Raw genomic sequence first — 13,307 nt, 5'->3', positions numbered from 1 at the left:
CAGGCAAGCATCTGCGTACAGGAGTAGTTGACCATGAGTGTGAAGCGACCCGGCATTGATACCCTGGCGGCCATTTCCGATTATTACGGTTTTGACCTTTCCTTTGATGAATTGAGCGAGTTCCAGACCGCCGTTGCTGGATCAATGGCCATTTATGATCGCCTTGATGAACTGGCGGATGAATCACTGCCGGTCAACTACCCTCGGGCAGAAATGGGCTATCGCCCCGTCGGTGACGACAATCCGCTCAATGGCTGGGCTTGGAAATGTTCGGTGCCAGGCGCCGAAGAGGGGCCGCTCGCGGGTCGAACGGTGGCGCTAAAGGATAATATCGCGCTGGCAGGCATTCCCATGATGAATGGCTCGTCGATCATGGAAGGTTTTGTGCCCAGGGAAGACGCCACCGTGGTCACCCGGCTACTCGACGCTGGCGCGCATATCATCGGCAAGACGGCCGTACCTGCGTTCTGTTTTGACGGTGGCGGCTGTACCGGTTATCCCGAGCCTCAGCCGGTCAACCCGCACGATCATGACCGGCTGGCCGGGGCCTCCTCCAACGGCAGCGCCGTGGTGGTGACCAACGGTGAAGTGGATATGGCGCTAGGGGGCGACCAGGGCGGCTCCATTCGGTTACCCGCCTCGTGGAGCGGCTGTTACGGCATCAAGGGTACCCACGGCCTGGTACCTTACACGGGGATCTTTCCGATTGAGCTGACAATCGATCATGTGGGCCCCATGGCGCGCACCGCGGAAGATTGCGCCCGCATGCTGGAAGTGCTGGCTGGCTCGGATGGGCTGGATCCGCGCCAGTACGATGTACGTACGGCGAAATACACCGAATCGCTGAGCGACGAACTGACGGGGTTGCGCATTGGTGTCTTGCGCGAAGGGTTTGGCATTGCCGGTGTCAGTGAACCCGACGTGGACGCCGCCGTTAAAGAAGCTGTCAGCGTGCTGGAAAAAGTAGGCGCGTGTGCCTCGGAGGTGTCGGTGCCCATGCACAGCGACGGTCTGGCGCTATGGAGTGCGATCGCCTTCGAGGGTGCGACCGAACTAATGGTCAGAGGCGATGGTTACGGCACCAACTGGCGCGGGCATTACAGCACCCAACTCATGGACTTTTACGGACGGGCTCGCCGCGCCCGCGGCCATGATTTCAGCGATACCGTGAAAATGACGGTACTCGCGGGGCACTACATGTCCGAGCAGTATAACCGCCATTATTACGGTAAGGCACAGAATATCGGTCGGCGGCTAGCTCGCGATTATGACAAGGCCCTGCAGGAATATGACCTGCTGATCATGCCCACCACCGCCATGAAAGCGGTCAGTAGGCCGAAAGACAAGCACCTCACCAGCATACTCGCCGGTGCGCTTGGCAACCTGCACAACACGGCCCCGTTTGACGTTAGCGGGCACCCTGCAATGAGCGTGCCTGTCGGGTTTTCAGACGGCTTGCCGGTGGGCATGCAGCTTGTGGGCAGACGCTGGGATGAAGCGACCGTGCTGAAAGTCGCCCATGCTTATCAGGTCGCTATCGGATAGCGGTGTACGTCCAGTGTTGGTGGCGTAATAATATGGCCTTGAACCTTCGTTCGTAGAACCTCTACAGGAGCCAGACATGTCGGGCGATGGGGTGGCTACAAGCGATGATTTTCGGCGGCAGGATCACTGCCGATCGCGCAATGAATTGCACTCTGACGAAAACCTGTACTCGACATCTATCGGCCTTTGGGGCTGTTTCCGTTACACTAAGCGGCTTTGAACTTGCCTGCGGGCAGTGGGTGGTTTTTTGTCGAGGTGTCTCTTGGGCGATGCGTTACATGCTTGGTGGGCGCAGCAGTTGGTGCTGCGCGATTGGCATTTTACGCCGCATCCCTTATCGGTGGATGCGGGGGCGGCGGAACAGCGTTTGCTGGGCCAGGGGATTGCCCATCGGGGTGAGCTGGCCGAGCAATGGTGGGTTGCGCTGCATGCCCCGGCAGGCGAGGCGGATCGACTGCTGGCGGCGCTGGAATGGGCGGCGTTGGCCGGTGCGGCGGGGTGGATAAGCCCCGAGCAGGCCAGCGACTGGGCCTGCTGCGTGATGCAGCGTATTCACCGCGACTACCGCGACCTGCGCAGTTGGCTGGGCGATGTTCGTCGCTCGCTGGGCGTGCGTGGCTGGGCCACCGGGGCCGATGACCGTTTTATCGATGCCTGTCAGGTGCTGGCGGACTCGGAAGCCGAGGGCGCGGGGATCACCTGGGAAATGTTTGAGGCGGCGCTGCACGAGCACGGTGACGTCGCCCTGTGGCCCACATCGCCTGGCGCTCGGCCCTGGCGGCTGTGTGCGCTGTTTCGCCCGCTGCTCAATTACCCGGCAAGCCAGGCTGATTGGCCGGATGCGGTCAATTGGTTAGGTACTGCCTGGGATATTGACAGTCGCGACGAGCTGCTCACCGGGCTGTTATGGCTGGGTACCCAGGGGGAGCGCCAGCGCTGGGATGTTGAAGCACGCGATCTGCTTGCCATGGACGCCGCCCAGCGCCAGGAATGGCAGCGTAATGCTCAGCCCGGTTCGCACCATGCCAGCGTGCTGTGCCGCTTTGTCAACCAGGGAGAGCCCCTTGAATGGGCCGCCTGGGATTGGTTGCGGCTGGTCGAACTGGCCTGGGCGGGTGCCTGTAGCGGCTGGCTGACCCAGGCCGAGGCGGATGCCTTTGCGTCGCACGCCGCCGAACTGATGCAACGCCGCTACCACGACTGGCGGGCGGTGATTGTCGCCTACCGGCGGGGCCAGAGCCTGTTTGACGGTATCGACCGGCGCGCCATGACACCGCCCGAACGCGAGACGCTGCTGCTGAGCGGCTCGTTCAGCCCCTGGCAGGTTGCCGTTGACGACCTGCTGGACGCGGAGACTCAGGCGGCCTCGCACGCAATGCTCAGCCAGTGGCGCAACTCGCCACACCGCTGGTTGCTGGCCATGGCGGGGGTACGTGAGCCGGATGCCATGCTACGGCTGGCCAATCCCGAGGCCCCGCTGAGCGAAGCGCAGCGCGTCGAGGCGGGGGAGTATCTGGATGGATCCCTGGGGTTGCATGCCGACGAGGGAGCGGCGGCCATGGCGCGCTACTGGCTGCCCGCTCAGGCGCATCATCTGAATCAGCTCGCCGCCGACGCTGCCCACGGTGTCATGCCGCCTTCCGCGACGCTGTTTGGTCAGCCGGATTTCCCGGTTAACGCCCAGCGCCAGGCGCTGAAAGGCGTCAGTCGTCATGCCGCCACGATTCACATGGCCGAGAAGTTTGCCTTCTACCTGCATATGGCCCTCAACAGCGAACTCCTCGAGACGGAGGCGCTGCTGGATTACGCGCGCTCGCTGCGCAGCTGTTTGTGCCGCTTTTATCCTAATGCCAAACGCATGCTGGAAGCCTGGCTTGCCTGGGAGCATTGCCTGCCGGAGAGCGAGCATGCCTCGCTGTGCAATGAAATTGCCTGGCACCTGGAAGATCCGGGCAGCCTGTTCCACTGGCTGGACTGGCGCGCCGATGTCTGGCGCGAACCCAGCGAGCGGCCGACGCTTAGCCAGTTTACCGCGATGTCGCTGGTGGGACCGCTGAACAGTGCGGTCTGGAGCGAGCCCCAGCAGGAAAGTCCCCGCGAGTGCGCGGAGATTCGTGAGTGGGTGGAAAGCCATTACCACCTGGCAAGCGCCGACGATATGCAGACCTTTTTGACGTCCATGTTGGAGGCGGGTGACCGCCAGGAATATCAGATCAATTACGAGCCCTACACGCTCAATACTCAGCGCCTGGAAGCCGAGATTGCCATTCTGGAGTCCGGTGATTGTGCGGAGGAGGATCGCCATCACCTGCTGAGGCTGCGCCGCGTACGCGATAACGAGGATGGGTGCAACGAGATCGACATGGCGGCCTGGGATATTGCCCAGCTTGTCGACCTGGCCATTGCCGGTCGTCAACTGGGCTGGCTGTCATCCACGGCCTTTGCCGATGTGCTGGGGCGTGCCTACCAACTGGCGGCGGATCATTACTCCGGGTGGCAGGATTACGCGGCTGGCATGTACGCGGGTTTCTCGTTCTTCATGGGGGAAACCCCCGAGCGGGAGAGCTTTCTGGCCAGTTTTCGGCAGGCCCTGGTCGCCTGGCTGTGCGCAGCACCGATACTGGCAGGGCCCTGGGCGAGCCTGGATTTTCCCGGCAACAAGCCGCGTCATTTTGCGCCGCTGCACATCGATACGTTGCCCGGCGATCAGCGTACCTTGCATTGAGACTCGCTTAACGTAGGTATTTTGGCTTATAGTCATGTTTGATCAGTATTAGCTCAGCCAAGAATAGGTCTGGCAACTGGTAATTTTATTCAATTATTGACGAGGGATCGCGCATGGTTGCGTTGCCAACTATTGCTGTCACCGCTGCTCGTTTTATCAATCTTTGTTCTGGTCAGTTACGTGAACGTCATGCGCCTCTGGCGATGGCTGGCTGTATGGTGGTTGTGCTGAGTGGCTGTGCTACCAGTGCGCCGCAGGGCGATACGCCCGATGATTATTTTGCCCGCTCGATGCCGGGGCTGCCCGACGACTGGAAGACGCAGATGTCGCCCTTCGATGGGCAATACGATGCCTTCGGTAATTGGCAGGCCTCGCCGACCGAACAGGTGCGCGAGGCCCTGCTGGCCCAGCATGAGCAGTGGGTCGGCACGCCATATCGACTCGGTGGCACTACCCAGCGTGGCATCGACTGTTCGGCCCTGGTACGCAACATCTTCCGCGATACCTTTGAGCTGGAGCTGCCACGCTCCACCCGTGGGCAGATCCATGAGGGACGCCCGATCGACCGCCAGGAATTACAGGCGGGCGATCTGGTGTTCTTCCGCCCGCCTGGGGCCTATAACCATGTAGGCATTTATGTCGGCGACGGGCATTTTCTGCACGCGTCTACCTCCCAGGGAGTGATTATCTCCAGCCTGGATAATGTCTACTGGAAACGCTACTACTGGCAATCGCGGCGGCCGCTGGCGCCTTCACATATGGCCAAGCTCAAGGACTCGTCGTCGCTCAACGCCTCTCGGTCGATGTAGTGGACTTTTCTCACCGTTGAGCGTCACATGATCGAAGCCAACACCCGCGCCTGGTGGCGCGCGACCTTTGCCCTGTGCCTGGGCTCCTTTCTGGTGTTCATCAATCTTTATGCCCCGCAGCCGCTGCTGCCGGGGCTGAAAGAGACCTATGGCGTGTCGACCCTGGGCGTGAGCCTGCTGATGTCGGTGGCCACGCTGTCGTTGGCATTGGCGCTGCTGGTGTTCGGGCCGCTTTCCGATGCCATTGGCCGCGAAGGCATCATGCGCATCACCTTGCTGCTGGCGGGGGGCTGTTCGTTGGCGCTGGCCTTTGCGCCCACTTTTGAAACCCTGCTGGCGCTGCGGCTGGTGCAAGGCTTTGTGTTGGGCGGCCTGCCGGCGGTGGCGATCGCCTGGATGGGTGACGAGTTCAATAAACCGGCGCTGCTCAGCGCGGTGGGGCTGTATATCGGCGCCAACTCGCTGGGCGGCATCAGCGGGCGTGTGGTGGGTGGCGCGGCGGCGGATATCGGCGGTCCCACGGCGGCGTTTTTAACCGTGGGCGTGCTGACGCTGGTGGGCTGTGCGGTGTTCTGGCGGCTGCTGCCCAACAGTCAGGCGTTTCGTCCGCAGCGCTTTCAGCTGCGTGTCGCCTTGGGTGATCTTGCCGGGCACTTGCGCAATCCTATTCTTCTTGCCGCCTACGCACTGGGCGGCATCAACTTCCTGATCTTCATCAACCAGTACAGCTACATCACCTTCCGCCTGGCCGGGGCGCCCTATCAATTGGCGGCGAGCAGCCTGGGGCTGGTATTTCTGACCTATCTGGGCGGTACCGTCGGCTCAACGCTGTCAGGGCGGCTGGCCCAGCGCTTCTCACCGGCGACCTGCATGAGCCTGGGCGTGGCGATCCTGATGCTGGGCACGGCGATCACGCTGGCGAATTTCCTTTGGCTGATCATTCTTGGCTTGACCGTCAACGCCTTTGGCTTTTTCCTGGCCCATTCGCTGGCCTCAAGCTGGGTGGGGCGCCATGCCCAGGGCGCGCGGGGTAGCGCGTCAGCGCTGTATCTGGTGTTCTACTACGTGGGGGCCAGCCTGGGCGGTTTCTGGCTGGAGCCGTTCTGGCAGTGGGCGGGCTGGCAGGGCGTGGCGCTGGGATCGTGGCTGCTGCTTGGCGTGACACTGGTTGTGGCGCTGGGTCTCAGGCGCTTTGAGCGCCGTGCCGTGCAGGCGGGCTCAGCCGCCCCTCGCTGAGCGTCAATCGCCTTGGGCACAGGCGTTCAAGCAGGGCCGCATCGTGGCTGATGACCAGCACGCCGAGCCTTCGCTCATCGGCTACCTCGCGCAGCGCTTGCCACAGGGCAAGCTGGGTGATGGGGTCGAGCATGCTGGAGATTTCATCGGCCACCAGGTAGCGCACACCGGGAGCCAGGGCGCGCAGTACGCAGACGCGCTGCAGTTCGCCGCCGGAAAGCGCGCCGGGGTAGCGGTTCAACCAGTCGGGTTCGATCCCGAAGGCATCACGCAACGCTATCGGGGGTGTCCAGGCTTCTTCCAGAATGCGCCTGACCCGCCAGCGAGGGTTGACCGAAAGCTCCGGCGACTGGGGCAGCCATTGTACGGGCTGCAAGCCGCTGCGCGGCAGCGCTGCGCCGTCCACTTCTATCGTTCCCGCTTGGGGTGCAAGATGCCCTGCCAGCAGTTGGCCGAGGGTCGACTTGCCCGCGCCGGAATGGCCGCTAAGCCCCAGCCATTCGCCCGCCTCAAGCGACAGGGACACGTTATCCAGCACGGCCGTCTGATCGGCAAACGCATGATGTAGGCGATAGGCGTTAAGCAACGTTCTGGGCCTGTGCGGTAGGTGTTACGCCAAAATGATTGTCCGGCAGCGCCTGCCAGAGCGCCTGAGCGTAGTCGGTGGTCAAGGTGTCGCCGTCGCCCCGGAAGGCGCTGGCGAAGGCGGTTTCGATACATCGCCCCTGGCGCATGAGGGTGACACGCTGGGCAATGGGCAGGGCATGGCGCAGGTCGTGGGTGATCAGCAGCACCGCTTTACCTTGTCGGGCCAGCGCCGCCAGGGCGTCAAGCACCCGGTCGCGCTGCTGTGGGTCGAGGCCGACGCTGGGTTCGTCGGCGATGATCAACTGCGCGTGGCTCACGTGGGCCATGGCAACGAGTACCCGCCGCGCCATACCGCCGGACAGTTCATGGGGAAAGGCCTGTTTGCCGCGTTCATCCAACTGGTAGTGAGTGAGCGCTTGCCCGGCTGCCTGCCAGGCGTTGGCTCTGGCGTGCCCGGCGCGGCTCGCCGCCCAACTGACCTGGCGTTGGCTGCGGACCAGGGGATCGAGCGCATCGAGAGACTGGGGAATCAAGGCCAGTTCACGGCCGCGAAGCTGACGCTGGCGCGCGGCGGTCAGCACCTGGCGGTGGAAGGTCAGTCGGCCGTTCTGGCGCTTGGGCTCGGGCAGAAGGCCAAGCAACGCATGGGCAAGCAGGCTCTTGCCCGCTCCCGACGCGCCCACCACGGCATGCACCTCGCCGGGGTGAAGCTCGAGTGATACGTCACTCAATACCTCGGCCCAGCGGCGCCGCCACCAGGGGGCGTAATACGGCAGCTGCAGGGTCAGGTGTTCAATGGTCAGCATTTCATTTCTCCTTGCAGGGCCTAAAGCGCATGACGCCAGTGACTGGCCAGCCGTTCGAGACTGAGTACCACCAGCAACAGCCCCAGCCCGGGGAATAGGCCGAGCCACCAGACGCCGCTGCTCAAGTAGCGCATGGCGTCGGCCAGCAGCAGGCCAATGGCGGGTTGGCTGGGGTCCAGCCCGACGCCTAGAAAGGTCAGCGCGGCTTCGTGCAATATGGCGTGGGGAAACAGCAGCAAGGCGCCGACCACGCATTGGGGCAACACCTGGGGCAGGTAGTGGTAGACCATCACAAAGCGTCGGGACTTGCCGAGTGCCCTGGACATGGCGATATAGGGGGCATGGCGAAGCTGGAGGAGTTCGGCGCGCAGCAATCTTGCCAGGCGGGGCCAGTGGGTGACCGCCACGGCGATAATCACCGCCTGGGTGCCGCCGCCGAGCGCAAAGGCAATCAGCAGTAACAGGATCAGGTGCGGCACGCTGAGCAGCGTATCGATCACCAGGGCGACCAGTGCGTCAAGGCGTGGCCCCAGCATGGCCAGCAGCGCCATGCCCAGCGCGATGAAGGTGCCGATCAGCGCGGCCAGGCTGCCGACGCCGATGCTCAAGCTCAGCCCTGCCAGGGTGCGCGCCCATAGGTCGCGGCCCAGCGCATCGGTGCCGAGCCAGTGGTCCGGGCTTGGGGCTGCGAGGCGGGCGTCAAAGTGCATCTGGCCTGGCGTGTCGCCGAGCCACCAGCGGCTGCTGAGTAGCGCGACGAGCAGCACGGCGATGGCGGCACCCATCCATAACGCATCGCGCCTGGGCTGCGCGCGGCTCATGGCGTCACCTTCTGCATGCGGGGATCAATCAGCGCGTAGAGGGTATCGGCGAGTAAATTGCCCACGCTCACGAATAGCGCGGTAAACAGCGCGATGCCCAACAGCAGGGGCACATCGCTGCGCAACCCGGCCGCAACCGTTGCCTCACCAAGACCTGGGTAGGCAAACACCTGCTCGACGAGCACCGAGCCCCCAAACAGCTCTCCCAGCGAGGCCAGCGAGAGCGTCAGGGCGGGCAGGCTGGCATGGCGGATACCGTGCCGCCAGGCGATATCCCAACGGCTGGCGCCTTGCGCAAAGGCGTGGGTGGCGATGTTGGAGTTCATCAGCGCGATCATGCGTGTGCGGGTGTGCAGGGTAATAGTGGCGATGCCGACCAGCGCGAGCGTCGCGACGGGCAGTATCAGGTGATGCAGCCGGGTGGCCAGGCCGACATCCTGGCTTAGGGTGCCGGTGGGGCCTGCGCAACATACCGGCGTCCAGCCCAGGTACACCGAAAATAACAGCAGCAGGAGCATGGCCAGCCAGAAAGCGGGCGTCGAGGCTGTCAGGTAGGCGTAAGTACTGATGATGCTATCCAGCAGGCTGCCTTCTCTTGCCCCGGCAACCACCCCGAGGGCAAAGCCAACCAGCGTGGTGAGCAGCCAGGCACTGCCCAGCAATACGATAGAGTGCTTGAAACGCTGGCCGATGACCTCGCTCACCGGCTGGTTGTACACATGGCTAACCCCCAGGTCGCCCTGAATGAGCTGGCCAAGCCAGTGGCCAAACTGGACCACCGGCGGTTCGTTGAACCCCCAGCGCTTGGCGATCAGGTCGCGCTGCTCCGGGCTTACCTGGGCCATTTGCGGCCCCAGGTAGGCGTCAATCGGGTCGATGGGCGACAGCATCATCAAGCCAAACGACACGGCCGCAACGCACACCAGTACCAGCGCAAGGCGCAGCAGCCGAATGGCGACGGTCGCGATCAGTTGCACGTCCAGCGCCAGTCCAGCAGGTTGGCGGTAATCGGCCAGCCATGGCCATGGGGGGCAACGCCGAGGGTGCCCAGGTCCAGGCAGCTGTCGGCGGCATAGATGTGCTCCAGGTTGACCATCCATGCCCAGGTCGCGTCGCCGCGTACGCCATAGCCGGTCTCGCCGTCCCATTGGGCACTGCGCCAATGGCGATTGGCCTGTTCGGCGCTGGCGGCCCGCTGGGCGTTGTCGAGGTGATTGTCCACGGCGGGATTGGTGTAAAAACCGCTGTTGTAAAAGCCGTTGCCGCTATGCGCGCTATGGAACAGGTAATAGATCTCCTGGGGGCTGTGGCTGCCAAAACCCATCACGACGGCGTCCTGATGGAGCGCTTCGCGCTGTATCTCATCCCAGTGGCGGGCGGTGGGCTGCATGTCGATGCCCAGTGGGCGGACCATTTGTGCGCTGATCTCGGCCAGCCGTTGCCGGGTGGTGTCGCCTGCGGGGTAGGTCAGCCGGAAGCGGGCCGTTTGACCGTCTTTTTCGCGCAGGCCATCGTCGCGCTGCTGCCAGCCGGCGTCTTCCAGGCGCTGAATGGCGCCCTCAAGGTCAGGCGCCGCCAGGGTTTCGTCGGGGTCGCTCCACGGCAGTCCGTCGGCGGGGCCGAACGCCGGGCGGCCGTAGCCCTCAAGCGCTACATCCACCAGGGTGTCGCGATCGAGTGCCAGGTTGATTGCCTGGCGGATAGCGATATCGGCGGTGACATCGTTGCCAATGGGCGCGCCATTGTCGGCGGTTTTGCCTTCATCCGGCTGCATGGGAAACAGAATGCCGCGGTTGTCGACGCTTTCCATCGTAACGCGCTGCATGTCTGACGGGAGTTCGCTTGCAAGCGCCGGGGGCAGGGCGGCCAGGTCGACGTCGCCTGCGCGTACGGCGTTAAGGGTGGTATCCTCACCGGTGAACAAGAACACCAGCCGCTCAAACGGCGGGGTGGGGCCGTAAAAGTGCGGGTTACGCTCGACGATCAGCTGCTCGCCTTCCTGCCATTCCGCCAGTCGATAGGGGCCGGAACCCAGCGGGGCGCGGCCGTAGTGGTCGTCGTAGCCATTCTCACGCGCGGCGCTGGGGACAATCCCCAAGGTCATCAGCTGGTCGATAAAGGTGATGCGCGGCTCGCGCAGGGTGAGAGTGACGGTATGCGGGTCAATGGCCTCGGCATTGTCAAGCACGCTCAGGTCGGCTCTCCCACCTGCCTCGGCGGCGGCATTGAAGGTAAAGGCGACATCGTCAGCGGTGAGCCGGGTGCCATCGGCAAAGCGGACGTCGTCGCGTAGCGTCAGTGTCCAGGTGAGGCGGTCGTCGGAGAGAGACCAGTCGGTGGCGACCTGCGGCTGAGGGGCTAGGTCGGTACCCCGTGAAAGCAGCGTCGACTGAAATAACGGATTGCCGTATTGCCCCCAGCCAAGTAGCGGGTCGAAACCCTGTTCCGGCTCACCGCCGATGGCCATCACGAGTTGGTCTTTGGCGTCGGCGGCATTGGCAAGCGTGACGCAACTGAGCGCCAAGCCGAGTAGAATCGTTCTTGAGTCGAGCGCCATGGCCGTTTCCTGTGGGGGACGGGTATGATGTTTTTTTAATATCATCATACTGGCAGCCAGGGGTCAATTTTTGAAAGGGGAAGTCGATGCAGCGAGTAACGGTCACGCTTGATGAGGAACTGCTGGCGGACGTGGATGAACTGATTCGGGAGCGTGGTTATCAGAACCGTTCCGAGGCAATCCGCGACTTGACCCGCAGCGGGCTCCAACAGGTTCACGAGGAAGCGGCACCCCAGGCGCCATGTATGGGCGCACTGGTGTATGTCTACGACCATGCGGCCAGGGAGCTCTCCAAACGGCTGACGCGCCATTCCCACGCCCACCACGACCTCACCCTTTCGACGCTGCATGTCCACCTGAACGAGCAAAGCTGCATGGAAGTCGCGTTGCTCAAGGGCCAAAGCGGCCAGCTAAAGCAGTTTGCCGACGAAGTCACCTCGTCGCGCAGCGTCCGCCACGGTCGCTTGGTGTTGATCCCTGAAGAATGATCATAAAAAAGGCGACCGCTTGGGTCGCCTTTTCGCATGTCACGCGTCGGCTGCGAAACAGCCAGGGAGAAGAGCTTAGTGCTGCTCTTCGTCGCCTTCGCCGTGTACATGGCCGTGTTCAACTTCTTCTTCGCTGGCTTCGCGTACTTCGGCGATTTCAACGTCAAAGTTGAGGTGCTGACCGGCTAGCGGATGGTTGCCATCGACAACGACTGTGTCGCCTTCGACTTTCTTCACGGTGACCATCAGCGGGCCGCCTTGGGTCTGTGCCTGGAACTGCATGCCCGGCTCAACGCTTTCAACGCCTTGGAACGCATCGCGCGGAACTTCCTGCATCAGCTGTTCCTGAATCTCGCCGTAACCCTCTTCCGGGGCAACCTGGACGTTCAGCTTTTCGCCAGCAGCGTGTCCTTCCAGCTCTTTTTCCAGGCCAGGAATGATGTTGCCTGAACCGTGGAGATAGGTAAGGGGCTCGCGGCCTTCGGAACTGTCTAGCACTTCACCTTCATTGTTGGTTAAGGTGTAGTGGAACGCGACAACCGAGTTTTGCGCAATTTGCATTAAATGACCTTTCGGTGAGTGCATGTCCCTAATATGGTAACGCGTGAATGCTGGATTGTCAGGGGGTAGAGGCGGATTTTCCGATGTCTTGGCTTTTTGCGGTATTGCGCCCGGCATTGTGCAGGGCTACCCTAGCTGGACACTTTTTTCGCCGCACCTTTTACGGAGCATGACATGACCATATTTATCATCTGGTTAATCGCCCTTGTGCTGATTGGCTATTTTGTCAATCAGCGCTGGCAAACCGTCAGTGCCGGGTTGGATAAAATGCTGCCCCGGGCATTGAAAACGCATGGTGATAACCGCTGGCTTTGGGTGGGTGCGCTTGCCGTCCTGGGGGCGACCACACTGGTGCGCCCGGTGGATATCCTGCTGGTGGCCATTCTGTTGGGCATTATTTGCGGTGTGGTATACAAGTTGATTGGTTGGGCGTCCAGCAAAGCCCCTCACTAATCACGCCCACCTAATCAACACAACGAAAAACGCCCCCTCAGCGATGCTGGTGGGGGCGTTTTTTGTGCCGCGATCCGCTATTTATATCAACTGATCATCAGTAGGGGGCGACGCTCGCGTTGGCACCGTTGCCAATCAGGCGAACTTTCTGGCCCGGCTGGAACTGGCGGTCGGCGCGCTGAACGACAACGACGTCGGTACCGTCTTCCAGGCGGATTTCCATTTCCAGGGCATCAATGCGGTTGGCACGGTCTTCAGCAGCGGTGCCAGCAATGGAACCACCCAAGGCACCGGCAACGGTGGCCAGTTGACGACCGGAGCCGCCGCCGATCTGGTTACCCAGCAAACCGCCGATAATGGCGCCGCCGCCGCCACCGAGCAGGCCGCCGGTGCGGCTATCCGCCTGAATCTGTACCGGGCGCACGGCGGCAATGGTGCCGATTCTGACATTTTGGGTAGTCTTGGCCTGGTTACCGCTATACACGTCGCCCGAGTAGCCCGCTGTGTTGGCACAGCCAGCAAGCGTAAGAACGCTGAGTGCGGCGATAGGGAGTAAACGCTTCATGGAAACCTCCAGGTGATTGATTCAGCCATCCCGCTTTACGGAACATCACGACTAAATTTTAGAACAGTGTTCGTTAACAAGATACCTGAGAATGCTGACGTTGAACAGCGGTCGTTTGCAGTGCTGACTATGTAACCTAGTCATATAGGACAG

At 62.3% G+C, this 13,307-nt stretch carries 13 protein-coding genes; 6 read left to right on the top strand and 7 right to left on the bottom strand.

The features are described 5' to 3' along the window. Nucleotides 1–33 precede the first annotated feature (33 nt). From ADS46_RS07005 to ADS46_RS06990, 4 genes are all read left to right on the top strand, one after another. Entirely contained in the window at nt 34–1,545 is a 1,512-nt protein-coding gene (locus ADS46_RS07005; protein ID WP_066318072.1) for an amidase, read from the top strand. A gap of 262 nt (nt 1,546–1,807) precedes the next feature. Beyond that, the gene (locus tag ADS46_RS07000) at nt 1,808–4,270 is read left to right on the top strand and encodes a YbeU/YbeR family protein (protein WP_066318068.1); all 2,463 of its coding nucleotides are present in this window, start codon (nt 1,808–1,810) and stop codon (nt 4,268–4,270) included. A gap of 113 nt (nt 4,271–4,383) precedes the next feature. After that, nucleotides 4,384–5,079: a C40 family peptidase gene (locus ADS46_RS06995; protein ID WP_066318066.1), complete on the top strand. Its 696-nt coding sequence runs from the start codon at nt 4,384–4,386 to the stop codon at nt 5,077–5,079. A 27-nt stretch (nt 5,080–5,106) separates the two neighbouring features. Further along, on the top strand, nt 5,107–6,315 hold the full coding sequence (locus ADS46_RS06990) for an MFS transporter (protein WP_066318064.1): 1,209 nt from the start codon (nt 5,107–5,109) through the stop codon (nt 6,313–6,315). Here ADS46_RS06990 and ADS46_RS06985 read toward each other — a convergent pair. Genes ADS46_RS06985 through ADS46_RS06965 form a run of 5 tightly spaced genes read right to left on the bottom strand, consistent with a single transcriptional unit; the run spans nt 6,263 to nt 11,087 of the window. Next, complete coding sequence (locus ADS46_RS06985) at nt 6,263–6,901, bottom strand: ABC transporter ATP-binding protein (protein WP_066318061.1); 639 nt, start codon at nt 6,899–6,901, stop codon at nt 6,263–6,265. The two genes, ADS46_RS06990 and ADS46_RS06985, sit on opposite strands and share 53 nt — an antisense overlap. After that, the gene (locus tag ADS46_RS06980; RefSeq protein WP_066318059.1) at nt 6,894–7,709 is read right to left on the bottom strand and encodes an ATP-binding cassette domain-containing protein; all 816 of its coding nucleotides are present in this window, start codon (nt 7,707–7,709) and stop codon (nt 6,894–6,896) included. Before ADS46_RS06980 ends, ADS46_RS06985 begins: the two co-directional genes overlap by 8 nt. Before the next feature lie 20 nt (nt 7,710–7,729). Next, nucleotides 7,730–8,530 (bottom strand): ABC transporter permease, encoded by an 801-nt coding sequence (locus tag ADS46_RS06975; RefSeq protein WP_066318057.1) that lies wholly within the window; start codon nt 8,528–8,530, stop codon nt 7,730–7,732. Continuing rightward, on the bottom strand, nt 8,527–9,507 hold the full coding sequence (locus ADS46_RS06970; protein WP_066318055.1) for an ABC transporter permease: 981 nt from the start codon (nt 9,505–9,507) through the stop codon (nt 8,527–8,529). The genes ADS46_RS06975 and ADS46_RS06970 overlap by 4 nt, the downstream gene beginning before the upstream one ends. Continuing rightward, nucleotides 9,498–11,087 carry an ABC transporter substrate-binding protein gene (locus ADS46_RS06965; RefSeq protein ID WP_066318054.1) on the bottom strand — a complete coding sequence of 530 codons (1,590 nt, stop codon included), beginning with the start codon at nt 11,085–11,087 and terminating at the stop codon, nt 9,498–9,500. The genes ADS46_RS06970 and ADS46_RS06965 overlap by 10 nt, the downstream gene beginning before the upstream one ends. 86 nt (nt 11,088–11,173) lie before the next feature. On the opposite strand from ADS46_RS06965, the gene nikR reads away from it, so the two are divergent. Beyond that, nucleotides 11,174–11,575, top strand: a complete 402-nt coding sequence (gene nikR, locus ADS46_RS06960) for a nickel-responsive transcriptional regulator NikR (protein ID WP_066318053.1) — start codon at nt 11,174–11,176, stop codon at nt 11,573–11,575. A 75-nt stretch (nt 11,576–11,650) separates the two neighbouring features. On the opposite strand, the gene ADS46_RS06955 is transcribed toward nikR, so the two are convergent. Next, a complete protein-coding gene (locus tag ADS46_RS06955; RefSeq protein ID WP_066318050.1) occupies nt 11,651–12,136 on the bottom strand; it encodes an FKBP-type peptidyl-prolyl cis-trans isomerase in 486 nt (161 codons plus the stop codon). A 174-nt stretch (nt 12,137–12,310) separates the two neighbouring features. Here ADS46_RS06955 and ADS46_RS06950 point away from each other — a divergent pair, with 174 nt between their 5' ends. Then, nucleotides 12,311–12,589 (top strand): hypothetical protein, encoded by a 279-nt coding sequence (locus ADS46_RS06950; RefSeq protein ID WP_066318049.1) that lies wholly within the window; start codon nt 12,311–12,313, stop codon nt 12,587–12,589. Between the two features lie 97 nt (nt 12,590–12,686). Here the strand turns inward: ADS46_RS06950 and ADS46_RS06945 are convergent, their stop codons facing one another. After that, nucleotides 12,687–13,154, bottom strand: a complete 468-nt coding sequence (locus ADS46_RS06945) for a glycine zipper 2TM domain-containing protein (RefSeq protein WP_066318047.1) — start codon at nt 13,152–13,154, stop codon at nt 12,687–12,689. Nucleotides 13,155–13,307: the final 153 nt, after the last annotated feature.

Origin of the sequence: Halomonas sp. G11, assembly GCF_001663515.1 — a bacterium.
Lineage (GTDB): Bacteria > Pseudomonadota > Gammaproteobacteria > Pseudomonadales > Halomonadaceae > Vreelandella.
The sequence above is the reverse complement of the archived record's forward strand: the minus strand, read 5'-3'. Positions and strand labels throughout refer to the sequence as shown.

Bases quoted from the DNA above. Each gene is read 5' to 3' on its own strand.
- ADS46_RS07005 (WP_066318072.1), top strand. From the start codon at position 34: ATGAGTGTGAAGCGACCCGGCATTGATACCCTGGCGGCCATTTCCGAT.
- ADS46_RS06995 (WP_066318066.1), top strand. From the start codon at position 4,384: ATGGTTGCGTTGCCAACTATTGCTGTCACCGCTGCTCGTTTTATCAAT.
- ADS46_RS06990 (WP_066318064.1), top strand. From the start codon at position 5,107: ATGATCGAAGCCAACACCCGCGCCTGGTGGCGCGCGACCTTTGCCCTG.
- ADS46_RS06980 (WP_066318059.1), bottom strand. From the start codon at position 7,709: ATGCTGACCATTGAACACCTGACCCTGCAGCTGCCGTATTACGCCCCC.
- ADS46_RS06975 (WP_066318057.1), bottom strand. From the start codon at position 8,530: ATGAGCCGCGCGCAGCCCAGGCGCGATGCGTTATGGATGGGTGCCGCC.
- ADS46_RS06965 (WP_066318054.1), bottom strand. From the start codon at position 11,087: ATGGCGCTCGACTCAAGAACGATTCTACTCGGCTTGGCGCTCAGTTGC.
- nikR (WP_066318053.1), top strand. From the start codon at position 11,174: ATGCAGCGAGTAACGGTCACGCTTGATGAGGAACTGCTGGCGGACGTG.
- ADS46_RS06955 (WP_066318050.1), bottom strand. From the start codon at position 12,136: ATGCAAATTGCGCAAAACTCGGTTGTCGCGTTCCACTACACCTTAACC.
- ADS46_RS06950 (WP_066318049.1), top strand. From the start codon at position 12,311: ATGACCATATTTATCATCTGGTTAATCGCCCTTGTGCTGATTGGCTAT.
- ADS46_RS06945 (WP_066318047.1), bottom strand. From the start codon at position 13,154: ATGAAGCGTTTACTCCCTATCGCCGCACTCAGCGTTCTTACGCTTGCT.